Here is a 22751-nt window from a genome sequence, read left to right as displayed (position 1 = left end):
GCGACGACGGGTACGTGTCGCTGAATCAGGGTTTTCCGGTTCTTTACACGGCAACAACGATCCGCCTCTGGACATGGCCGACACTCTGGTGGACGAGTACTCGCGCAACGCCGAGCCGAGTGGACACGGGATACGAGCGAGGTAGGCCATGACGGTGGTGGGCTCGAACGAGACGAACACCCGCCGGCGAGAGGTCTGGCGGGAGCTCCTCCGGGACCATTTCGTCAGCCTGGACGTGGACGTCGAGCGGGACGGCGGCACGTTCGACGGCGCTGTGCGCAGCGACTTCCTCGGCCACCTCCGGGTGTCGGGAGTCCGCTCGGTGGACCAGGACGTCCTTCGTACGAAGGAACTGCTGCGGCGCGACGGCGACCGCTACCTCCAGGTCTGCCTGGTCCGCCGCGGTGCGGCGCGTGCCGAGCAGGACGGGCACGACGCGGTGCTCCGCCCCGGCGACTTCGTCGTCTACGAGACGGAGCGGCCCTTTCACTGGTCGCTTCGCTCGGGTGCCGGCTCCCCCTGCTGGGACATCGCCGTCTTCACCTGGCCCCGCGACACGATCCGGCTCAGCGACAGCGAGTCGGCCAGGCTGACCTGCCGGACGCTGGACGGCGGCAGCGGTATCACCGGGGTGCTGAGCAGGATGCTGACCGACCTGCTCGTCGAGAAGCCGGTCATCAGCGAAGGGGGTGCCATCCGGATCGCCGACGAGATCGGCGACCTGGTGGCGACCATCGCGACAGAGGCACACGGCTTCGGCGCCGACACCGACCGCCACGCGAGTCTGCTGCGGCAGATCGACACCTACATCGCGGAGCATCTCGGTGATCCGGACCTGTCCCCGGAACGCGTCGCGCAGGCGCACTTCGTGTCGACACGCCAGCTCCAGCGGATGTTCGCCGGCCGGGGACAGATGGTGTCCCAGGTGATCCGGCGCCAGCGGCTGGAGCGGTGCCGGCGCGACCTGCTGACCCACCGGGGAGGCGAAGCCACCCTCACCGAGATCTGCGTCCGCTGGGGGTTCACCGATCTCGCCGTGTTCAGCCGGGCGTTCCGCGAGGTGTACGGCACCTCGCCGACCGCCTACCGTGCTCGGGCCCGGGCGTAAGGGCCGCTCACAGGCCGTCGCTGGAGTGTCCCGGCACGGTGCCCAGCGTGGGATCGACCACGGGGGCCAGGTGGTTCACCGCGAGTGCGGCCTCGCCGAAACCGACGGTGATCAGCGCGACCTTGCCGTCGTAGTCGGCGATGTCACCCGCGGCGTACACGCGCGGCCGGCTGGTGCGCATGGTCCGGTCGACCGCGATGTGCCGGCCCCGCATCTGAAGCCCCCACGTCGCGAGCGGGCCGAGGTTCGCGACGAAGCCGAGCGCCGCCACCACGGCGTCCGCCCGCAGGCTCTCGGTCGCGCCGGTTTCGAGGTTGCTCAACTCCACCTGTTCCACGCGCGTCTCACCGCTGATCCGCTGTACCTCGTGCGGGGTGTACAGCCGCACCGACGACGTGCGCAGCAGCCGGACGCTGTGCTCGTGTGCCCGGAACCGCGGCCGGCGGTGGACCAGCGCGACCGAGCGGGCGAGGGGTTCGAGCGCCAGCGCCCAGTCCACCGCGGAGTCCCCGCCGCCGACAACCACCACGTCGGCGCCGGTGAGTTCGGCCGGCTTCGGCACGAAGTAGCGCAGGCCGCGGTTCTCGTACTCGGAGCCCGCGGGCAGCGGGCGCGGCGTGAAACTGCCGATCCCGCCGGTGACCAGTACGGCCTTCGCCGTCACCACGGTGCCCCGGTGGGTGGTGACGGCGATGCCGTCCGCCGTGTCCTCAAGGGCCTGCGCGGTGTGGCCCAGCAGGTACCGGGGCTTCGCCTGCGACGCCTGCCGGACCAGGGCGTCGACGAGGTCCTGCGCCTTCACGGCGGGGAATCCGGCGACGTCGTAGACCTTCTTCTCGGGATACAGCGCCGCCATCTGGCCGCCGGGCTGGTCGAGCGCGTCGATCACCGTGACCGACATGCCCCGGAACCCGGCGTAGTAGGCCGCGTAGAGACCGACCGGCCCGGCGCCGACGATCAGCAGATCGCCGGCGTACCCGTCGGCGCCGCAGCCGGTCTCGTGCTCAGCCTTCACCGGTGGCACGCCTTTCCCGCAGCAGGGGGTGGTCGACACCGACGGGTCCGCGCGAGGACGCACCGCCGGCCGCGTCCTCGTGCTCTTCGAAGAACTCGACGGCGGCCGTGGTGAACGGGGCCAGTTCCACGGGAATCCTGTGCTCCCAGTGGATCGCGTCGCTGGGGCAGACGGTCATGCACTTCCCGCAGTCGACGCATTCGTCGGGGTGGATGTACATCATCCGGTCCCCCTGGTAGATGCAGTCCACCGGACATTCCTCGACGCAGGACTGGTCGAGGATGTCCACGCAGGCGTCGGTCACGACGTAAGCCATGGTCAGGCCTTCTCTATCTGGACGAGGGTGTCGGAGAACGTGGGCGCGTTGCCCAGGTCGGCGAAGGCGGTGGGGTTCAGGGACGCCATCGTGGACAGCGACTTCGTGTGCATACGCCAGCCGCCGTACGCCGACACGGCGACGCCCGCCAGGACGGACCTGTCCGCCTTCGCCTTCACCACGAACGAGCCGCGGTCGTTGAACACCCGCACGTCGTCGCCGGTGGCGATACCGCGCTCGGCGGCGTCGTCGGGGTGGATGAGGACGGTGGGCTCGCCCTGCACGCGCCGGTGGAGCGGCAGGTTGGCGCTGCTGGAGTTCAGGTAGGCGTGCGGCTTCGGGGTGACCAGGTTGAGCGGATGCCGCGCGGCCAGTTCGGGGTTCGCGCGCGCCGATTCGCGAGGCGGGATGTAGTGCGGCAGCGGATCGACCGGCGTGCCCGGCTGGTGGTCGTTGGAGCCTTGCCGGAACAGCGGGACCACGAAGTTCCCTACGGTTTCCGCGATGGAGGACTTGAGCTCCACCTTGCCGGACGGGGTGGGGAAGTTGCCCTCCGCGTACGGGGCGTACTGGTCCGGGGGCGGCACGGTCAGCCGCTGCCAGCCCGTCTCCCGCAGCGACTCGAGGGTGATGCCCTGCATGGCGGGCGCCGACCAGTCGAACGCCTCGGCGATCATCTCCTCGTCCGTACGCCGGAACACCGGCTCGGTGAAGTCCATGCGCGCCGCCAGCCGCCGGAACAGCTCCGTGTTGGGCACGGCTTCGCCGAGCGGCTCGATCGAGCGGTGGTTGTAGGTGACGTAGAGGTGGCCCCAGGAGAACATGATGTCGTCCTGCTCCAGCTGGGTGGTGGCGGGCAACACGATGTCGGCGAACAGGGCGGTGTCGGTCATGAACTGCTCACTGACCACGGTGAACAGGTCGTCCCGCCGCAGCCCCTCGATCAACCTCTCCTGGTCCGGGCACACGACCACCGGGTTGGAGTTGTAGACCACCAGCGCCTTGATCGGCGGGTCCAGTTCGAGACCGCCGGTCAGCGCCTGGCCCAGCAGATACTGGTTCACGACCCGCTTGCCGGGTTCGAGCATCTCCGGATGCATCATCGCGCCCCAGTTGACCGGGAACGCCCACAGCGGCAACTGCAGAATCCCGCCACCGGGCTTGCGCCACGCGCCGACCAGTCCGGGCAGACAGGCGAGCGCCCGTACCGTCTGGCCACCGCCGGCGTGCCGCTCGACGGCCACACCGATCCGGATGACGGACGGCTGCGCGGTGGCGTACGCGCGGGCCAGCTTACGGATGTCCTCGGCCGGAACGCCGGTCTCCTCGGCGGCCCACTCCGGTGAGTACTTCCGTACGCGCTCGGCCAACTCCTCGTATCCGACGGTGTAGTTGGCGATGTAGTCGTCATCGGTGAGTCCCTCTTCGATGATCACGTTCATCATCGCCAGCGCGAGGGCGCCGTCGGTGCCCGGCCGGATCGGGATGTGCCAGTCGACCGCCTTCGCGGTACGGGTCTTCACCGGGTCCACCACGACCACGGTGGCGCCCCGCTTGCGGGCTTCGGCGATGAAGGGCCACAGGTGGAGATTGGTACTCATCACGTTGCAGGCCCAGATGAGGATGAACTTGGAGTGGACGAGGCTTTCGGGGTCCACTCCCGCACAGTCGCCGATGGTCATCGTGTACGCGGTGCACGAGCCGGAGTCGCAGTAGGTGCGCTCGGCGATGGTGGCGCCCAGCTTGGCGAAGAAGGGGTCGCCCACGTTGAGGCCGTTGAGGATCCCCTGCGTGCCGAGGTAGCTGCACGGCATGACGGCCTCGGGCCCGAACTCCGCGGAGATCGCCCGGAACCGGTCCGCGATCTCGTCAAGCGCCTGGTCCCAGGTGATCCGCTCGAACTGTCCGCTGCCCTTCGGCCCCGTACGCCGCATCGGGTACAGCACACGGTCCGGGCTGTACACCCGGTCCAGGTAGTTGTCGACCTTCACACACAGGCCACCGCGCGTGTACGGGTGCTCCCGGTCGCCGGTCACGCTCACGGCCTTGCCGTCCGTGACGGTGATCCTCATCGCGCAGGTGTCGGGGCAGTCGTGCGGACACGCACCCCGCACCTCGACAGTACCGGTCGCCGCTGTTGCGCTCATCTGTCTTCCCCTCGGATCGTGTCTGTCTCGATCGTCGAAGTTCCGGCAGCCGGCGGGTAGGCAACAGGCGACAGGCTCTTGGCCAGGCGCGACAGACCCGGGTCACGCGTCTGTGCGCTGACGGTCCGTCCGCGGGCAGCGTCGCCACGCCTGGGCCGTGGTTCCCAGGGTGTTCAGTCACTGGCCTCACGAAGCCAAGACCGTCTTCGTCGCCTTCGTCGGGCAGCAAGACTCGATCGCTGCACCCCGCTGCGCCCCGCTGCGCGCCGATCTGCTCGGTTGCGAGTCCGGTGCTGAAGCTGGTCGGCTTCGCCACGGCAGAAGCCGTGGCGGGCGAAGATCACGCGAACATCGCCGCCGGCTCTCCCGGACCACCAGGCAGAACCCACGGGAGCACCCCAGAACGGGCGTGGCTGAGGCGGTAACGCGCCCCGGATCCAGAGCGTGAGACAACCCTTGGTTCGTGGCGCGCGGAGAACCGACGGCTGGCGGAGATCGGACAGCCGGCAGTGAGCCGCCCGACGGTTGGTCCCGCCGCCATCGACACGCTTCCCCGGGACCGTCGGCCTCAGGGTGGCCTCAATTCATTGCCCTGTCGCAGCAGTGCCGACCAGAACACTTCTCACCAGGCACGCATCCGCGCGCATACGTGCAGGTCAGAAGAACGTCAGCCGACGCAGACCAACCTGGCCCAAACCCACGAGCAGCGGATTCAGTCCGTCCAGGCAAAGTTGAGCTCCGACACCGGGTCCGTCAAACGAGCGGCCCTGTCTCACATTCGGTGGTGACGGAGAGTCGCAAGGGTCGTTGGCACTCGCGTGCAGGACGTCAACGAGCTTGTGCGGATGGTGTCTTCGGGTCTTTCACCGCTGGTCATAGAGGATGTGGCCGACGAGGGCGAGCGGATCATGGTGCGGGCACGGACTCCCCAGGGCACGGCGGTCTGTCCGGTGTGCGGGGCATCGTCGGGGCGCGTGCACGGATATCACCTGCGGACGGTGGCCGACGTGCCCGTCGACGGACGGCGGGTGGTGGTCCGTGTGCGGGTGCGGCGCTTGGCGTGTCCCACACGCGGCTGCCGGCAGACCTTCCGCGAGCAAATGCCCGGAGTGCTGGATCGCTACCAGCGACGCACGGCCCGCCTGACCATGCAGGTCAAGGCCGTGGCCAAGGAGTCAGCGGGCCGAGCGGGATCACGTTTGCCGGCGATACTCGCGGCGGGCCTGTCTCGCCACACAGCCCTGCGCGCCCTGCTGCGCATCCCTTTGCCCACCGGGCGGACGCCCCGCGTGATCGGCGTCGACGACTTCGCTCTGCGCCGACGGCACCGCTACGCCACCGTGATCATCGACGCCGAGACCCATGAGCGCATCGACGTGCTGCCCGACCGCACCGCCGACACGCTGGAAGCCTGGCTGCGCGGGCATCCGGGCGTCGAGGTCGTGTGCCGTGACGGCTCCGCGACCTATGCGGAGGCCATACGTCGCGCCCTGCCCGACGCGGTGCAGGTCGCAGACAGGTGGCTCCTGTGGCACAACCTGTGCGAAGCCTCCCTGAGCGAGGTGAAGGCCTACAGCACCTGCTGGGCCGCCGTGCTGGACGCGCCCCTGTACGACGGGCCCCGCGCGCGGACGACCCTGGAACGCTGGCACCAGGTCCACGGCCCGCTCGAGAAGGGAGTGGGTCTGCTGGAGTGCGCCCGCCGCCTGCAACTGGCCCTGAACACCGTCAAACGTTACGCGCGAGCCGACCGGCCGGAGCGGATGCTCCGCGTCCCCAAGTACCGTGCCAGCCTCGTCGACCCCTACCGCGAGCATCTGCGCAAACGCCGAACCGAGGACCCCGCTGTCCCCATCAGCCACCTCTTCGAAGAGATCAAAGCCCTCGGCTTCACCGGCTGCCTGAACCTCCTGCACAAGTACATCAACCAGGGCCGCGCGGACCACGACCGCAGCCACATCTCCCCGCGTCGGCTCGCCCGGCTGCTGCTGACCAGGCCCGACAACCTCAAGGCCGAGCATCACGAGCTCCTGGCCAAGCTCACTGCTGCCTGCCCCGAGATGACCCAGTTTGCCGCCGTTGTCGGGGACTTCGCCGAACTCCAGGTCCGCGCAGTGATCGCCGCGTTCACGCTTCCGTACAGCAACGGCCCCACCGAGGGCGTCAACACCAAGACCAAGCGGATCGCGCGCCAGATGCACGGACGAGCAGGCTTCACCCTGCTTCGGCACCGCATCCTCCTCGGATAACGGCACGCTCCGTCACCACCGAATGTGAGACAGGGCCAAACGAGCGGTGTAACTGGGGTTGTTGCAGTTACTGACGGGCTGCGGAGAGGCGGCCGTCGAAGGTGATGTCGAAGGCGTTCAGTGCGGTCTTCCAGCGCATGGTCCAGCGGGCCTGTCCCTTGCCGGTGGGGTCGAGGGACATGATCGCCATGTAGACGCATTTCGGGGCGGCCTGCTCGTTGGGGAAGTATCCGCGGGCCTTGACCGCCCGGCGGATACGGGCGTTCACCGCCTCGATCGCGTTCGTCGTGCAGACGATGCGGCGGATCTTGGTGTCGAACCGCAGGAAGGGGGTGAACTCCTCCCAGGCGTTCTCCCACAGTTTCACGATCGCCGGATACTTTCGGCCCCAGGCGTCGGCGAACTCGGCGAACCGGTCCAGGGCGGCCTCTCCGGTGGGAGCGGTGTAGACGGGCTTGAGAAGCTTGGCGATCTTGTCCCAGTCCTGGCGGGCGGCATAGCGGAAGGGGTTCCGCAGCAGATGAAGCTGTAAGGATTCAACCTGGTGTTGCGCTGTGTTCTGTGACGGATGCGAGGACGTCGGCGGCCGTGGCGTAACGTCGGTCGGCAGGCATCGGGACGTGTGTGTCCTGTTCGAGGAGGGGACGGACGTCTTCGATGGCGTTGCGGATGGTGCTGCGGCTGACACCGAACAGGTCGGCCAGGGTCTGCTGGTTGCACAGATCTCGCTGCGCGAGGACGGTCGCCAGGATCCGGTCCGCGTCGGTGATCTTTTGACGGAAGACGCCGCCACGGGTTCCTGGGCGTCGATCACCGCCGCGCTGGTGATGCCGGCGTTGTTCGAGCGCGGCCTGGTAGGGCACGGTGATCCGGTCGATCAGCGCCTGGAAGTCCGGACGGGACATACCGGTGAGGGCCGGGTGGGACAGGGTCTGGGAGAGATCCATTCGGCTGGTCGTCGCGCCGTCCTGCGCCCAGTCGCGCAGTTCCTGGGCGGAGGAAAAGTAGTGCGCGGTCTGCGAGATGGTGATTTTCTGCGCGTCGATGAGGGTGCGGGTCTCGCCGATGACCTGGCCGATCGTGACTGCGTTGATGGCGAGCAGGTCGACCAGAACCTTCTGGGAGCAGACTCGGCGCAGGTAGATCACCGTGATCAGGATGCGGTCGGCGTTCGAGAGCAGGGGTTTGCCGTGTGCTCCGGGGGCTTGCAGGCGTCGGCCGCCGCGCTGCTGGAACTTGCGCTGTTCGGCCCGGGCGGCCTGCGCGGGAGCCAACTGGGCGCGCAGGGCGTCCAGTTCGGGTGAGGTCATGCCGCTCAGGCGCGGTTCGGCGAGCATCGCCAGGACCTGTGACCTGGTGTGGTCGCGATCACTGGTGTTGTTCGTGCAGTCGCCGGTGGTGCCGGCTGGGGCGATCGTGTAGTTCCAGGATCCGTGCTGGTCATGGTGTGTGATCGGCAGTGAGCGCAGGTGCTCACGGCTGACGGAGATTCCCACCGGGTAGGTCCCGGTGTCCAGCTCGGCGTGAACGCGCAGGCCGGTGCGGGTGCGGGTCGCGGCGATGCTGTTGACCACGACTTCGTGGCTGGTCAGGGGCCTGCCGCGCCAGTTCAGGGAGATGTGGGAGAACAGCCGGTGCTCGATCTTGTTCCATTTCGAAGTGCCCGGCGGAAAGTGACAGACGCTCACCGTGAGGCCCATCTCGGCGGCGAACACGGCGAGTTCAGCCTTCCATAGCCGGTAGCGGTAGCTGTTGGAACCTCCGCAGTCCGCGGTGATCAGCAACCGGTCGGCATCCGGGTGGTCCACCCGGCCACGGGCCCGCCACCAGCGGCGGATCGACTCGACGGCGAACACCGAGGTGTCGTGATCGGTGCCGACGTTCACCCAGCCGCTGTCGTGGGCCAGATCGTAGATGCCAAACGGTATCGCCACCTCGACGTCGGGACCGATGAAGTAGAAGCTGTGGTCCTCCACCTGCACCGGATCACCTGCGGGGCGCCATTGCCGCCCGGGGTTCGGCAACTGTCCTATCTGCTCCTTCTTCTTGGCATCGATGCTGATCACCGGCTGACCCCCGGCCTGGTGCTCCTTGACCTGTTCGTTGATGTAGCGGAACTGTGCGTCCCGGTCGGGGTGTTGCTTGCCCTCCAGCGTCTTGGCGCTGGCCTGCAGACTGAAACCCTGTTCCTTCAGCAGCCGGCCGACGGTCGGAGCGGAGACCGGGTGCCCTTGACCGGTCAGCTCCTCGGCGAGGTTGCGCAAGGACTTGGTGGTCCAGCGCAGCGGCGACATCGGATCGCCCCGCTCATCCGGCTCCACCAGCTTCAGCAACGCCGGAACCAGTAAAGGATCCTGTTCCTCAGATGGCTTGCGGCCACCCCCGGGGCGCCGGACGCAGCCGTCCCGCAGAGGATCCGCACCGGCCTCCAGCTCGAACACACCGTTGCGGACCGTGGTCTCGCTCGCCCCGGCCACCCGCGCCACGGCCCGTACCCCACCGTGCCCGAGCAGTCGCGCCTCCTGCCCCAGCATCAGACGCCGCTGGCGCTCGTTCAGGTGCGGCAACACGACCTGGAACCGCAGCGCGAGCTGATCCAGAACGTCGTCGGCGAAGCTCATACCAGAGCAACGGGCTTGTCCTATGAAAGCAACGGGTTGTTCCTTGACGGCTTCGATGCACGACACAGGTCTGCACGATCGTCCGGGGCCAGACGGTCTCCACCGCTTCGGGCAGGCCCTTGAGCCCGTCGCAGACCAGCATGAGCACGTCGCTGACGCCGCGGTTCTTGATCTCCGTGAGGATGTGCAGCCCGTGCTTGGCGCCCTCGCCGCCGTCGCCGGCCCACAACCCCAGGATCTCCCGTCGGCCCTCGGCGGTGACGGCCAGGGCGACATAGATGGGCCGGTTGGCGACCGCACCGTCGCGGATCTTGACGTGGATGGCGTCGGTGAAGACGACCGGATAGACGGCGTCGAGCGGGCGGCCCTGCCATTCGGCCATGCCCTCGAGCACCTTGTCGGTGATGGTGGAGATGGTCTGGCGGGAGACCTCGGCTCCATAGACCTCGGCCAGGTGGGCCTGAACCTCGCCGGTGATCTCGCCCTCCAGGGCGGACTCCAACAGCCGCTTGGTCAGTTGCTGTAGCAGCCCGCCCTCGCCTGTCAGCTGCAGGCCCTCGGCCTGGGCCCGGTGCACCAGCTCGTCGATCAACTGGTCGTCCACGGCCTTCGCCGACACCGCCTCTGCCGACTCGACAGACTTGGGATCGGTCAAGTTCTCACTGGTCATCGATGCATCTTCCATGATCGGGAGTTACACCGAACGTCTTACAGTCCCACAGCCCACCCACCACCATGCAGTGACTGTCAGTCAGCGCACACGAAGGGCACACCGCTCAAGTTCGAAGACCCAGATCAGCGAGAGAACGTGAGACGAGGCTGAGAAGGCGATGGAGATCAGCTCAGACCGGCGGACGTGAGCCAGGCCTTGGCGACGTCGCTCATGTCGTCGAGCTTGGCGACCTTGCCGTTCAGCTCCATGAGTCCCTCGGTGGTCAGCGCCGCGGACACGGCGTTGAGGGTGCTGGTGACGGTGGGGGTGACCTTGTCCTTGTTGATGACGGGCAGGATGTTCTCGGCCAGGAAGAGGTTCTTGTCGTCCTTGAGGGTGACGAGCTTGTTCTTGGCGATGGCGGGGTCCGTGCTGGTCAGGTCACCGACCTGAACCTGGTTGTTGGTGATGGCGGCGAGGGTCAGCGGGCCTCCGGCGTCCAGCGAGACGAACTTCTTGAAGGACAACCCGTAGACGTTCTTCAGCCCGACCACGCCGTTGACCCGGGTCTTCCACTCCGGCGGCGCGCCCAGTGCCATCGTGCCGGCCACCGGGGCGAGGTCGGAGATGGTGGTGAGGTCGTGGGCGGTCGCCGTCTTCTGGGTGACGGCCAGCACGTCCTTGTCCTCCGCCGTGGACTGCTTGAGCGCGGAGATGCCAGAGGGCAGCGCCTTGGTCAGCGCGGCGGAGACCTCGGCCGGGCTGCTGGCCTTCGTCTTCGGGTCGAAGTACTGGAGCAGCGCGCCCGTGTACTCCGGGAGGAGATCGATCGAGCCGTCCTTGAGCGCGGGGATGTACGTCTCCCGGCTGCCGATGTTCAGCCGGGTCTTGACCTTGACGCCCTTGGCCTTCAGCGCCTCCGCGTAGATGGTGGCGAGGAGTTGGCTCTCCGTGAAGTTCGCCGACCCGACGGTGATGGTGTCGGCGGCGGACGAGGCGCCGGCCGTGGCGCTGGTGCTCATCGGGTCACCGCCGCTGCCGCACGCGGTGAGGACGAGGGCGCCGGTGGCGGTCAGGGCCGCGAGGCCGAGGAGCTTCTTGCTTCTTGTGGATGCGCTGTTCATGGGACTCTCTTCACTGTGCGGTGGCGGTGGCGGTGGCGGATGCCGGTACTGCGGGAGGGGAAATGCGGCGGGAGACCCCGCGGGTGAGGCCGGGCGAGACGAGGAGTCTGGCCAGCCCGAGCAGGAGGAGTTCGACGGCCAGGGCGAGCGCGGCGACGAGGATCGCTCCGCCCGCCATCTGCGCGTAGTCGCTCTGGGCGAGGCCGTCGATGAGGAACCGGCCGAGACCGCCGAGCGAGACGTAAGCAGCCACGGTCGCGGTCGCGATGATCTGCAGCGCCGCGGCCCGGATCCCGGACAGGATCAGCGGCAGCGCGCACGGCAGTTGAACGCGCAGCAGGATGTCCCGGCTACGCCAGCCCATGCCGCGCGCGGCGTCGACGGCGGCGGCGTCCACCGCGAAGACACCCGCGTAGGTGTTGGTCAGGATCGGCGGCACCGCGAGCAGGACGAGCACGATCAGGCTCGGAATGGTGAACGCCAGGTCGGAGGCGATGTGCGGGGTGATCAGCAGCACCGCGATCATCAGCACACCCAGCGTCGGCAGGGCACGCAGCGCGTTGGCGAGGCCGCCGATCAGGAAGGCGCCGCGCCCGGTGTGACCGATCAGGAGGCCGACGGGCACGCCGATGACGAGGGCGATGGCCAGCGCCATGCCGGACAGTTCGAGGTGGACCAGGGTTTGGGCGGGGATGCCGTCTGGACCGCTCCAGTTGACGGGATTGGTGAGCCAGCCGGTGATGCTCGTGCTCATCGGGCGGACCTCCTGGGCTGCCAAGGGGTGAGCGAGTGGCCGGCGAGCAGGATCAGCCCGTCCAGCACCAGCGCGATGACCAGGCTCAGTACGACGCCGGTGACGATCGGGGCGAAGAAGTGCAGCTGGAAGCCCTGCGTGAACAGCGAGCCGAGCTGCGGCACACCGAGCAGCGCGGCCATCGACACGATGCTGACGTTGGAGACCGCCGCGACCCGCAGCCCGGCGGCGATGACCGGTACGGCGATGGGCAGTTCGATCCGTATCAGCCGCTGGTGCGACCGGTAGCCCATGGCGTGGGCGGACTGGATGACGTCGGCGGGTACGGCCGCCAGCCCGTCGGCCACGACCCGCACCAGGAGCGCCGTTGTGTAGACGCTCAGCGCGATGACCACGTTGACCGGGTCGAGGATCCGGGTGCCGAGCAACTTCGGCAGCAGGATGAACAGAGCGAGGGAGGGCACCGTGTAGACCAGCCCGGCCAGCGCCACCAGCATCGGGTAGAGCCGGCGGCTGCGGTGGGCCAGCCGGCCCAGCGGCAGCGCGACCAGCAGGCCGATGAGCAGCGGCAGTATGGACAGCCAGAGGTGCCATGCGGTGAGGTCGGCGATCTCTCCGGCGTTGTGGCGGAGCCATTCCGCGGCGGTCACAGGTGGCTCCCGGCGGGGGCCTCGACGGCGGACCCGGCGGCAGGCTCGACGGACCCAGCGATGGCCCCCGCAGGGGCGGACACCGACGCGGCCTCTTCGATCGCGCGGGCCACGGCTGTCGGCGACACGGTCCCGGCCAGGTGTCCTTCGGCGTCGACCAGGACACCGCGACCGCTGGGAGAGGACAGTGCCGCGTCCAGCAGTTCGCGGAGGGTGCCGTCCGTACGGGCCGTGGTGGCGCTGAGGTTGAGGTCCTGCTCGGTGACCCGGTCGCCGTCGAGCCGGTCGAGCGCGGCCCAGCCGACCGGCTCACCGCCGGGGGCGGTGACCAGGATCCAGCCGTCCAGCGCCGCCGCCTCGGCCTCGGCGCGCGTCGCGCCGAGCACGACGGCAGGCTCGGCGGCGGGAATCACGCCGTCTCCCGTACCGGCGAAGCCCAGCGCCCGGTAGCCCCGGTCACGGCCGACGAAGCCCGCGACGAAGGCGTCGGCGGGCCGGGCCAGCAGCTCGGCCGGGGCCGCGGCCTGTGCGAGCCGCCCGCCCTCGCGGAGCACCGCGACCTGGTCGCCGAGCTTGAGCGCCTCGTCGATGTCATGGGTGACCAGTACGATCGTCTTGCCGATCTCGCGCTGGAGGCGGAGGAACTCCTCCTGCAACTGGGCGCGTACGACCGGGTCGACGGCGCTGAACGGCTCGTCCATCAGCAGGTAGGGCGGGTCGGCGGCCAGCGCGCGGGCGACACCGACGCGCTGCTGCTGGCCGCCGGACAACTGCCAGGGGTAGCGGTCGGCGAACTGCGGGCCGAGGCCGACCCGTTCCAGCAGTTCCAGGGCCCGGGTCCGGGCCTCGCGGCGGCCGAGCCCGAGGAGCCGGGGGAGCGCCATGACGTTGTCGGCGACGTTCTTGTGCGGGAAGAGGCCGGCGTGCTGGATGACGTAACCGATCTTCCGTCGCAGCTCGGTGGCGTCGGTCCCGGAGACCGGCTGTCCGCCCAGCGTGATGGTGCCGGAGGTGGGCTCGATCAGGCGGTTGACCATGCGCATGGAGGTGGTCTTGCCGCAGCCGGACGGCCCCACCAGAACGGTGATCTTCCCGGTCGGTGCCTCCAGACTGAGCCGGTCGACGGCGACCGTACCGTCCGGATATGCCTTGGTGACGTTGTCGAATCGGATCATGACATTCTCTCCGTTACGGTGCCGTATGTCGGCTGTGCCAGCTGTGCCGGCGGCGGTAGCTGCCCGCCGAGCGAACGCGACAGGTCGTGGGCCTCACCGGCGAGCCGGGCCCCGATCCGTATGACCTTGTCGCCGCGCAGCCGGTAGTCGGGGACCACCACGCTCAGGGCGGCGATCACCCTGGACCCGGTGAGCAGTGGTGCCGCGATCGCGGTGACGTCGTTCTCGACGCCGTCCTCCACGACGACGTAACCCCGGGCCGGCGTCTCCCCCGCGAACACCGCCCCGACCGCGCTGGCGCGCCGGGGGATCGTCCGGCCCACCCAACTGGTGTGCCGGACCGAGTGAGTGCCCTCGGTGATCGCGATGTACAGGGCGGTGTCCTCGTGCGAGGGGATGCTCAGGTACACCGACTCCCGGGTCACCGCGACGATCCGTTCCATCGCCTCGCGGCAGTACGGCACCAGGGACTCGTGACTCAGGGCCCGTGCCCCGAACTGCACGATCCGGGTGCCGGGGCGGAACGATCCGTCGGCCTCGCGTCGTACGAAACCGCCGTTCTCCAGCGCGCGCAAGAGGCGCAGCGCGGTGCTGGCCGCCAGCCCGGTCTCCCGGGCGCTCTCCGCCAGGGTGATGGCCCCGTGCTCGCAGACCACGCCGAGCAGAGCCATCGCCCGCTCCGCAGTCCGTGTCGACGTTTCGCCCATGCCCCACCTCCTGAATAGGTGGCAACACTAGGGACGGTTCTTTTCGGATGTATTCAGTACGGTTTCTGTTGAGTGAATCCCGATTGCCACCAGACGGAATACGGGAAACGCATGGTGGCGATTTGCGCACGAAGAGTCACTACCCGGCAGGGGAAATGCTCCCCGAAGGGCAGGATTGCACTGCCACAGATATGCGCGGAGCCCGAAAGAACATCCTGAGCAGGCCGCTCTGCCACCTGGTGGCAATCGGGTTTCATCGGGCAGAAACCTCGGCGAGTGAGACGTGAAACCGGGCGTCCATAGCGTCCGATTCCATACACACGCACCGCTGGGAAGGAATACCGTGAGTGATTCTCGGGAGCCGGTGGCCATCGGATCCACGCCGCTGTCCATTGACGACATCGTGGCGGTGGCGCGGCACGGCGCCCCGGTGCTGCTCACCGAGGAAGCCGCCCTGGCGGTCAAGGGCATGCGCGTCCGGATGCTCGCTGGCCTCGACGCGGACGGACCGCCCGTCTACGGGCTCACCACGGGTGTCGGCGACCTCTACGACGTGCCGGTCGCCCCGGAGCACGTGTCGTCGGCCCAGCTGAAGATGCTCAAGAGCCATGCCTGCGGGGTGGGCGAGCCCTACCCGCCCGAAGTCATGCGCGCCATGATCCTCCTGATCGTGCGGGCGATGGCCCAGGGCCGCAGCGGAGTGGGCCTCGGTCTGGTCGAGACCCTCGTCGCGATGCTCAACCGAGGCGTCACCCCCTGGTCCCCCGGCCGCGGCTCGGTCGGCTATCTGATCGGCACCGCACACATCGGCCTGGTCACGGCCGGTCTCGGCCGGGCGTACTTCGAGGGCGAGCTGCTGCCCGGCGCCGAGGCGATGCGCCGCGCCGGTCTGCCCGTTCTCGAACTGGGCCCCCGCGAGGGTCACGCCCTGGTCAGCGGCACGTACGAGGTGACCGCGATGGCGGCGCTCGCCGTCCACGACGCCCGGCTGCTGACCGCCGCCGCCGACATAGCGGCGGCGATGAGCCTGGAGGCCCTGCGCGGCAACGACCGCGCCTTCGACCCCCGCGTCCAGCAGGCCCGCCCGCACCCCGGCCAGGCGGCCACCGCCGCGAACCTGCGCGCCCTGCTCGACGGCAGCGCGATCGTGGCGGCGCACCGTCACCACCGCCTCCAGGACCCGCTGAGCCTGCGCTGCGCGCCCCAGGTCCACGGCAGCGTGCGCGACGCGCTGGACTACGCCGAGCGCACGGTCACCATCGAGGCCAACTCGGTCACCGACAACCCGCTGTTCTCCGTCGCCGGCGACGAGCTCACCGCCCACACCGGCGGCAACGGCCACGGCGCCCCGGTCGCCATGGCGCTGGACGTCCTCGCCATCGCCGTCACCCACCTGCTCAACATCTCCGAGCGCCGCACCGACCGCCTCACCAACGCCCACTTCAGCGAACTGCCGGCCTTCCTCGCGGCCCCCGGCGGCGAGGACTCCGGCTTCATGATCCCGCAGTACGTCGCCGCCTCGCTGGCCGCCGAGGCCCGCGCACTCGCCCAGCCCGCCTCCGTGCACAACATCCCGACCTCGGCGATGCAGGAGGACCACGTCAGCATGGGCGTCCCCGCCGGCTGGCAGGCCCGGCAGGCGGTCGAGTACGCACAGCAGGGCCTCGGCATCGAGATCCTGGCGGCGGCGCAGGGGCTGGAGCACCACGGCACCCTGCGCCCGGGAGCCGGGACGGGGGCCGCGTACCGAGCGGTCCGGGAGCGGGTGGCCGCCCTGGAGGAGGACCGCGAGATGTACCCCGACCTCGCGGCGGCCCGGGAGCTGGTCGCGGACGGCAGCCTCGTGGCGGCCGTGGAAGCAGTAGTGGGAGGACTGGCCCGATGAAGAGCACGGTGACGAGCGAGAACAACGCAGATCAGAAAGGCCCGCTGTCCGGCGTCAAGGTCCTCGACCTCTCCCGGGTCCTGGCCGGTCCGCTCTGCGGGGCGCTGCTCGGTGACCTCGGAGCCGAGGTCACCAAGGTCGAGATGCCCGGCGCCGGCGACGACTCCCGGCACTTCGCCCCGCACATCAACGGCGAGAGCTCGTACTTCATGATGCTCAACCGGGGCAAACGCGGCATCACCCTCAACCTGAAGTCCGACGAGGGCCGCGACCTGTTGCACCGCCTGGTGCGCGACACGGACATCCTGATCGAGAACTACCGGCCCGGCGTCACCGCCCGCCTCGGCATCGACTACGACACCCTGGCCGCCGTCAACCCGCGCCTGGTGTACGTCAGCATCTCCGGCTTCGGCCAGACCGGACCACTCGCCCACCGCCCCGCCTACGACCACATCATCCAGGCCATGGGCGGCATCATGAGCCTCACCGGCTGGCCCGGCACCGGCCCGACCCGCGTCGGCGAGTCCATCGGCGACGTCGTCGCCGGGATGTACGGCTCGTACGGTGCCCTGGCCGCGCTCCGGCAACGCGACGTCACCGGGCACGGGCAGCACGTGGATGTCGCCATGCTCGACTCCGTGCTGTCCCTGCTGGTCGTGTCGCTGTCCCAGTTCACCGCCGACGGCACCGAACCCGAGCGGATCGGCAACCGTCATCCGGTCTCCGCCCCCATGGACAGCTTCCCCGCCCGCGACGGACAGGTCGTCCTCGCGGTCGCCAACGACGCCCTCTTCGCCCGTCTGTGCAAGGAGACCGGCATGCCCGAACTCCTCGACGACCCCCGCTTCGCCACGGACGCCCAGCGCGCCCGCCACCACGCCGAACTCCGGGTACTGATCGAGAACTGGACGCGTGGCCTGACGGTCGACGAGGCCGTGAACCGGCTGGAGGCGGCGGGCGTACCGGCAGGTCCCATCTGGAGCCTCAAGGAGGCCCTGGACAGCGACCACGCGCGGCAGCGACAGCTGCTGGGCACCGCACGGCACCCGGTGGCCGGCGAGGTCGCCGTGATGCGACAGCCCGTCCGCTTCTCCGGAGCGCAGCCCGCCGCCCCCGCACCCGCGCCGGTCCTCGGGCAGCACACGGACGAGGTGCTGGCCGCCGCGCTCGGGCTGAGCCCCGACGAGATCGCGGGCCTGCGCGCCCGTGGCGCGATCTGAGCCCCTGAATGGAGAAAGAGATGCCGGAGAAGAAACTGCCCACCGTGGCGGTGATCGGCGCCGGGACCATGGGCGCGGGCATCGCCCAGGTCTTCGCCCGAGCGGGCTGCCGGGTCGCCCTGTGGTCCCGCAGTGAAGCCACCCTGGAGGCGGCGCGCGCTCTCGTCCCGGACGAGGTCCTCCGCACGCGTTCGCTGGCGGAGGCGCTGGACGGCGCGGACGTGGTGAGCGAGAACGTCGCCGAAGTGGTCGCCCTCAAGCAGGACGTCCTCGCCTCGATCGAGGCCGCGGTGACACCGGACTGCCTGCTCACCACCAACACCTCCAGCGTGCCGATCACCCTGCTGGGCGCGGCACTTGACGATCCCGGCCGGTTCCTCGGCATGCACTGGTTCAATCCCGCGCCGGTCATGCCGCTCGTCGAACTCGTCGCCGGCGAGGCCACCACCGCGACGGCGATGGAGCGGGCCGAGTCGCTGACCCGGCGGCTCGGCAAGCTGCCCGTCGTCGTACGGGCGGATGTCCCCGGTTTCGTCGTCAACCGTATCCAGTACGCGGTGCTGCGGGAGGTGCTGCACCTGGTGGAGTCGGGCGTGACCTCCGTGGCGGACGCCGACCTGGCGGTCCGTACGACGCTCGCCCCACGCTGGGCGGCCTGCGGCCCACTGGAGCTGATGGACCTGGCCGGGCTGGACGTGGTCGAGCAGGTGTCGGCGATCCTGATGCCCGAGCTGAGCCGCTCGGCCGAAGTGCCGGAGTCCGTGAGGAAACTGGTGGCCGAAGGCGCTCTGGGCGCCAAGTCGGGACACGGCTTCTACGAGTGGCCCGGCGAACGGGCCGACCGGGTCAAGGCCCACCGGGACGCCGTCGTCAGGCAGTTGACCCACGATGGCTGACGGCACCGGCACCATTCTGACCCGTACTGAGGACGCGGTCGGCCACGTCCGCCTCCACCGCCCCGAAGCGGCCAACGCGTTGAGCCGCGCCATGATGACGGCTCTGCTGGACGCCGTACGCGCCTGGGACGCCGACCCCGACGTCCGCTGCGTCGTCATCAGCGGCACGGAACGCCTGTTCGCGGCCGGCGCCGACATCGCCGACCTGGCGGAACTCTCGGAGTCCGGCCCGGTCGGCACGTACCTCGATGACTTCAGCGACCTGTGGGAGGCCCTGTACGCCACCCGCATCCCTCTCGTCGCGGCGGTCAACGGCCATGTCCTGGGCGGCGGCTGCGAACTCGCCATGATCTGCGACCTCGTCATCGCCTCGGACACCGCCCGCTTCGGCCAGCCCGAGCTGCGTCTCGGTGCGATCCCCGGTGCGGGCGGCACCCAACGCCTCGTCCGCGCGGTCGGCAAGGCCCTCGCGATGGACATGATCCTCACCGGCCGCACCATCACCGCCCCCGAAGCCCTCGCCGCCGGCCTCGTCAGCCGCGTCGTACCCCCCGACCAGCTCGACCGCACAGCCCACGACACGGCCCGCACCATCGCCGCCCACCCCGCGACCGCGGTCCGGCTGGCGAAGGAGGCGGTGCTGACGGCCTTCGAGACGCCCCTCTCTGTCGGCATCCGCACCGAACGCCGCCTGGCCGCCCTCAACTCCTCCACCGACGACCACACCCAAGGCCTGCGGGCCTTCCTCGACAAGCGCCGGAGCAACGAACGATGACTGGAATTTCTGGACCGAGGACCGTGCGCGCTCCCCGCGGGAGCTCGCTCAGCGCGCAGGGCTGGCAGCAGGAGGCGGCGCTGCGGATGCTGCAGAACAACCTGGATCCGGAAGTCGCCGAGCACCCCGACAAGCTCGTCGTCTACGGAGGCACGGGAAAGGCGGCGCGGGACTGGCGGTCGTTCGACGCGATGGTCCGCACCCTGCGGACCCTGAAGCAGGACGAGACGATGCTGGTGCAGTCCGGCCGTCCGGTGGGGGTGATGCAGACCCACGAGTGGGCCCCGCGTGTCCTGATCGCCAACTCCAACCTGGTCGGCGACTGGGCCAACTGGGAGGAGTTCCGCCGCCTGGAGGCCCTCGGCCTGACCATGTACGGCCAGATGACCGCCGGCTCCTGGATCTACATCGGCACCCAGGGCATCCTCCAGGGCACCTACGAGACCTTCTCCGCCGTCGCCGCGAAGAAGTTCGGCGGCACCCTCGCGGGCACGATCACGCTGACGGCCGGCCTCGGCGGCATGGGCGGCGCGCAGCCCCTTGCCGTGACCATGAACGACGGCGTCGCGATCTGTATCGACGTCGACCCGCGCGCCATCGAGCGCCGTATCGAGCACCGCTACCTCGACGTGCGCGCGGACTCGCTGCAGCACGCCCTGCAACTGGCGGTGGAGGCCCGGGACGCCCGCCGGCCTCTGTCTATCGGCCTGCTCGGCAACGCGGCCGAACTGCTCCCGCAGATGCTCGCCGAGGGCGCCCCCATCGACATCGTGACCGACCAGACCTCGGCCCACGACCCCCTCGCCTACCTCCCCATCGGCGTCGACTTCGACGACATGGCCGACGCCGCGGCCAAGGACCCGGCGGGCTTCACCACCCGCGCCCGTGAGTCCATGGCCAAGCACGTCGAGGCGATGGTCGGCTTCATGGACGCCGGCGCCGAGGTCTTCGACTACGGCAACTCGATCCGCGGCGAGGCCCAACTCGCCGGATACGAGCGGGCGTTCGCCTTCCCCGGCTTCGTCCCCGCCTACATCCGGCCGCTGTTCAGCGAGGGCAAGGGGCCCTTCCGCTGGGCCGCCCTGTCCGGTGAGGCCTCCGACATCCACAAGACCGACAAGGCGATCCTGGAGCTCTTCCCGGAGAACGAATCCCTGCACCGCTGGATCAAGATGGCCGGCGAGCGCGTCCACTTCCAGGGCCTGCCCGCCCGTATCTGCTGGCTCGGCTACGGCGAGCGGGACAAGGCCGGCGAGCGGTTCAACGACATGGTCGCCTCCGGTGAACTGGCCGCCCCGCTCGCCATCGGCCGCGACCACCTCGACAGCGGCTCCGTCGCCTCCCCCTACCGCGAGACCGAGGCCATGCTCGACGGCTCCGACGCGATCGCCGACTGGCCGCTGCTCAACGCCATGGTCAACGTGGCCTCCGGCGCGTCCTGGGTCTCCATCCACCACGGCGGCGGCGTCGGCATGGGGCGCTCCATCCACGCCGGCCAGGTCTCCGTCGCCGACGGCACCGCACTCGCCGGCGAGAAGCTGCGCCGCGTGCTGACCAACGACCCCGGCATGGGCGTCATCCGCCACGTCGACGCCGGCTACGACATCGCGGAGACGGTCGCCGACGAGCGGGGCGTCCGGGTGCCTATGCGCGAAGGCGTCTGATCCCCGGAACGCGCATCGCTCTCCCAGAACGCGCCGAGGTCACCGCCGCTCACGCCACGAACAGCCCGCGCGCCGCCTGCGCCGCGTCGAACTGCTCCAGCCGGGCCTGCGCGTCCGGCAGGTCGTCGCAGATCGCCTCCAGCAGCACCCGGCCCAGCAGCATCGGCGCGCAGGCGGTGTCGAAGGCGAGCCCGGTGCCGACGGCGGTCGGCAGCAGCAGGTCGGACACCTTGGCGACCGCCGCGAACGCGGAGTCGGCGACCCTGACGACGGTCAGTCCGGCCTCCTTCGCGTACGTCAGCGTGTCCACGACCTCGCGGGGATGCCAGGGCAGCGCGAAGCACAGCAGCTTGGAGGCGCCCGTGGGAGGTCATCGCCTCCGCCGCAGGATGCCTGCCGCCCTTCGACCGAGCCGACATGGCTACTTCGGCGCCCTTGCCCACCGGAGCAACGGATCGGCGGGCTCTCCCATCGCTCCCGGTCAGGCTGGAGGCACCACGGGCAGGACGATGCGGGAGGGGCGTGCGGGGTCGTGGAAGACCTGCTGGCGGGCCACTCGGGCCGTGGTCGCGTTCTCCTCGGGTTCGCCTGTGTTGAGGTTGCGGTCCCAGCGGGGGAAGTTGCTGGAGGTGACCTGGAGCCGTATGCGGTGCCCCGTCCGGAAGACGATGCTGGTCGACCACAGGTCCACGACGTGCTCGGCCGCCTCGCCCGGTGTCGCCGCGCGTACCCGCACGATGCCGTCGGCCACGTTGCGGGAGACACCGTTCTCGTCGACGTCGCACAGGCGTGCCACCCAGTCGGTCGAGGGTCCGTCCGTGGCGGCGAAGAGCACCGCCCGGACCCGGCCGGTCACCTCCAGGTCCTCGGTGAGCGGTTCGGTGGTGAAGACCAGGACGTCCTCGCGTCCCTCCACGGCCGCCTGGTCCAGCGGCCCGGGACGGAACTCGTCGGACAGCAGGAGCGCGCCGCCGGTGGTCGGCACCGGGTTCATGGGGTCGTAGGTGAACTCGTCGGGCTGCTCGGCGGTGGACGGCGGCTCCAGGGTCAGGCCACCGTTGGCGCGCAGGTGGAAGTGGGTGTCCACGGCCCGCGACAGGGGCCATTCCGTCTCCTCGCGCCACTGGTTGACGCCCATGACGAACAGCAGCACCGTGCCCATGTCCGGCTCCAGCGCCTCACCGCCGCCGATCGTGCGCTGGAACCAGTCGAGCTGGAGGCCGTGCAGGGGTCCGCGCATGCCCATGAAGGCGGAGTTCGCGCCGAAACCCGAAGTTGACGTCGCCGATGACGTGCTGCTGGTTGGCGTGACTCCACGGACCCATGATCAGCGTGGCGGGCCGGCCGGCGCTGCGCATGGCGGTGAAGCTGTCCAGCGTGCCCTGGGTGAAGATGTCGTACCAGCCGCCGACCTGGAAGGTGGGCAGGTCCACCTCGTCGTGCCGGCCTGAGACCCGGCAGGACGTCGCCCAGCCGGGCTGCCGCCGGGACCGCTCGTAGCCCAGCTCGGGAAGGTCGTACCGGGCGAACGCGGGAAACCGCCCGGCGGGCAGCTCCCCGTAACCGCCGCCCGCCAGACCGTCGAGATCCTGCACGAGCCCGCCGAGACTGCCCACGAGCGCCGCGGGGTCGGTGCTGTGCCGGCGCATCAGCGCGTCGGCACCCATCATGAGAGTCCAGGGCGCGGTGATCCCGAGCTCGATCGCACCGCCGCGCGTCCACAGCCCGTCGTCCGGATCGGACCACGTGACCATCGGCGCGATCGCTTTCAGCTCCGGCGGCTTGGACAACGC

General features: G+C 69.7%; 18 protein-coding genes and 3 pseudogenes. 7 read left to right on the top strand and 14 right to left on the bottom strand.

Features of this window, described 5'->3' with window-relative positions; all coding sequences use genetic code 11:
• The first annotated feature begins 148 nt into the window (after positions 1 to 148).
• Complete coding sequence (locus ABT147_RS41585) at positions 149 to 1108, top strand: helix-turn-helix domain-containing protein (protein ID WP_351416462.1); 960 nt, start codon at positions 149 to 151, stop codon at positions 1106 to 1108.
• 7 nt (positions 1109 to 1115) lie between these two features.
• Here the strand turns inward: ABT147_RS41585 and ABT147_RS41580 are convergent, their stop codons facing one another.
• From ABT147_RS41580 to ABT147_RS41570, 3 genes are read right to left on the bottom strand one after another with little or no spacing between them, the layout of a single operon-like run.
• Entirely contained in the window at positions 1116 to 2123 is a 1008-nt protein-coding gene (locus ABT147_RS41580; protein WP_351416459.1) for an NAD(P)/FAD-dependent oxidoreductase, read from the bottom strand.
• Complete coding sequence (gene fdxA / locus ABT147_RS41575) at positions 2113 to 2439, bottom strand: ferredoxin (protein WP_257548836.1); 327 nt, start codon at positions 2437 to 2439, stop codon at positions 2113 to 2115. Before fdxA ends, ABT147_RS41580 begins: the two co-directional genes overlap by 11 nt.
• Positions 2440 to 2441: 2 nt before the next feature.
• Positions 2442 to 4586, bottom strand: coding sequence for a molybdopterin-containing oxidoreductase family protein (locus tag ABT147_RS41570; protein WP_351416456.1), 2145 nt, complete (start codon positions 4584 to 4586; stop codon positions 2442 to 2444).
• An 845-nt stretch (positions 4587 to 5431) separates the two neighbouring features.
• On the opposite strand from ABT147_RS41570, the gene ABT147_RS41565 reads away from it, so the two are divergent.
• Positions 5432 to 6835, top strand: a complete 1404-nt coding sequence (locus ABT147_RS41565; protein WP_351416454.1) for an ISL3 family transposase — start codon at positions 5432 to 5434, stop codon at positions 6833 to 6835.
• A gap of 67 nt (positions 6836 to 6902) precedes the next feature.
• Here the strand turns inward: ABT147_RS41565 and ABT147_RS41560 are convergent.
• From ABT147_RS41560 to ABT147_RS41525, 8 genes and pseudogenes are all read right to left on the bottom strand, one after another.
• A pseudogene (locus ABT147_RS41560) lies at positions 6903 to 7361 on the bottom strand (transposase); the annotation flags it as partial.
• 10 nt (positions 7362 to 7371) lie between these two features.
• The gene (locus ABT147_RS41555; protein WP_351416453.1) at positions 7372 to 9456 is read right to left on the bottom strand and encodes an ISAzo13 family transposase; all 2085 of its coding nucleotides are present in this window, start codon (positions 9454 to 9456) and stop codon (positions 7372 to 7374) included.
• A gap of 46 nt (positions 9457 to 9502) precedes the next feature.
• Positions 9503 to 10126 (bottom strand): annotated as a pseudogene (locus ABT147_RS41550) (IS256 family transposase); the annotation flags it as partial.
• A 167-nt stretch (positions 10127 to 10293) separates the two neighbouring features.
• On the bottom strand, positions 10294 to 11232 hold the full coding sequence (locus ABT147_RS41545; protein WP_351416451.1) for an ABC transporter substrate-binding protein: 939 nt from the start codon (positions 11230 to 11232) through the stop codon (positions 10294 to 10296).
• Positions 11233 to 11242: 10 nt separating this feature from the next.
• Positions 11243 to 11986 (bottom strand): ABC transporter permease, encoded by a 744-nt coding sequence (locus tag ABT147_RS41540; protein ID WP_351416448.1) that lies wholly within the window; start codon positions 11984 to 11986, stop codon positions 11243 to 11245.
• Positions 11983 to 12636, bottom strand: coding sequence for an ABC transporter permease (locus tag ABT147_RS41535; protein ID WP_351416446.1), 654 nt, complete (start codon positions 12634 to 12636; stop codon positions 11983 to 11985). The genes ABT147_RS41540 and ABT147_RS41535 overlap by 4 nt, the downstream gene beginning before the upstream one ends.
• Complete coding sequence (locus ABT147_RS41530; protein WP_351416444.1) at positions 12633 to 13811, bottom strand: ABC transporter ATP-binding protein; 1179 nt, start codon at positions 13809 to 13811, stop codon at positions 12633 to 12635. Before ABT147_RS41530 ends, ABT147_RS41535 begins: the two co-directional genes overlap by 4 nt.
• A complete protein-coding gene (locus ABT147_RS41525; protein WP_351416442.1) occupies positions 13808 to 14518 on the bottom strand; it encodes an IclR family transcriptional regulator in 711 nt (236 codons plus the stop codon). The genes ABT147_RS41530 and ABT147_RS41525 overlap by 4 nt, the downstream gene beginning before the upstream one ends.
• A gap of 343 nt (positions 14519 to 14861) precedes the next feature.
• On the opposite strand from ABT147_RS41525, the gene ABT147_RS41520 reads away from it, so the two are divergent.
• From ABT147_RS41520 to hutU, 5 genes are read left to right on the top strand one after another with little or no spacing between them, the layout of a single operon-like run.
• Positions 14862 to 16403, top strand: a complete 1542-nt coding sequence (locus tag ABT147_RS41520; RefSeq protein WP_351416439.1) for an HAL/PAL/TAL family ammonia-lyase — start codon at positions 14862 to 14864, stop codon at positions 16401 to 16403.
• Entirely contained in the window at positions 16400 to 17623 is a 1224-nt protein-coding gene (locus ABT147_RS41515; protein WP_055634695.1) for a CaiB/BaiF CoA transferase family protein, read from the top strand. The genes ABT147_RS41520 and ABT147_RS41515 overlap by 4 nt, the downstream gene beginning before the upstream one ends.
• A 20-nt stretch (positions 17624 to 17643) precedes the next feature.
• Positions 17644 to 18519 carry a 3-hydroxyacyl-CoA dehydrogenase family protein gene (locus ABT147_RS41510; RefSeq protein WP_351416437.1) on the top strand — a complete coding sequence of 292 codons (876 nt, stop codon included), beginning with the start codon at positions 17644 to 17646 and terminating at the stop codon, positions 18517 to 18519.
• On the top strand, positions 18512 to 19294 hold the full coding sequence (locus tag ABT147_RS41505; protein WP_055634697.1) for an enoyl-CoA hydratase-related protein: 783 nt from the start codon (positions 18512 to 18514) through the stop codon (positions 19292 to 19294). The genes ABT147_RS41510 and ABT147_RS41505 overlap by 8 nt, the downstream gene beginning before the upstream one ends.
• 5 nt (positions 19295 to 19299) lie before the next feature.
• Positions 19300 to 20958, top strand: coding sequence for a urocanate hydratase (gene hutU, locus ABT147_RS41500; protein ID WP_351416521.1), 1659 nt, complete (start codon positions 19300 to 19302; stop codon positions 20956 to 20958).
• A 49-nt stretch (positions 20959 to 21007) separates the two neighbouring features.
• Here hutU and ABT147_RS41495 read toward each other — a convergent pair.
• The 3 genes and pseudogenes from ABT147_RS41495 to ABT147_RS41485 all read right to left on the bottom strand — a co-directional run.
• Positions 21008 to 21319 (bottom strand): annotated as a pseudogene (locus ABT147_RS41495) (MurR/RpiR family transcriptional regulator); the annotation flags it as partial.
• Positions 21320 to 21439: 120 nt separating this feature from the next.
• Complete coding sequence (locus ABT147_RS41490) at positions 21440 to 22198, bottom strand: CocE/NonD family hydrolase (RefSeq protein ID WP_351416434.1); 759 nt, start codon at positions 22196 to 22198, stop codon at positions 21440 to 21442.
• The coding region (locus ABT147_RS41485) for a CocE/NonD family hydrolase (protein ID WP_351416431.1) at positions 22137 to 22751 on the bottom strand (615 nt) is incomplete at its 5' end. The genes ABT147_RS41490 and ABT147_RS41485, both read right to left, overlap by 62 nt.

This window comes from Streptomyces sp. NPDC001868 (assembly GCF_040297125.1).
GTDB lineage: Bacteria > Actinomycetota > Actinomycetes > Streptomycetales > Streptomycetaceae > Streptomyces.
Note: the sequence above shows the minus strand (reverse complement) of the source record. Positions and strands in the feature narration are given on the sequence as shown.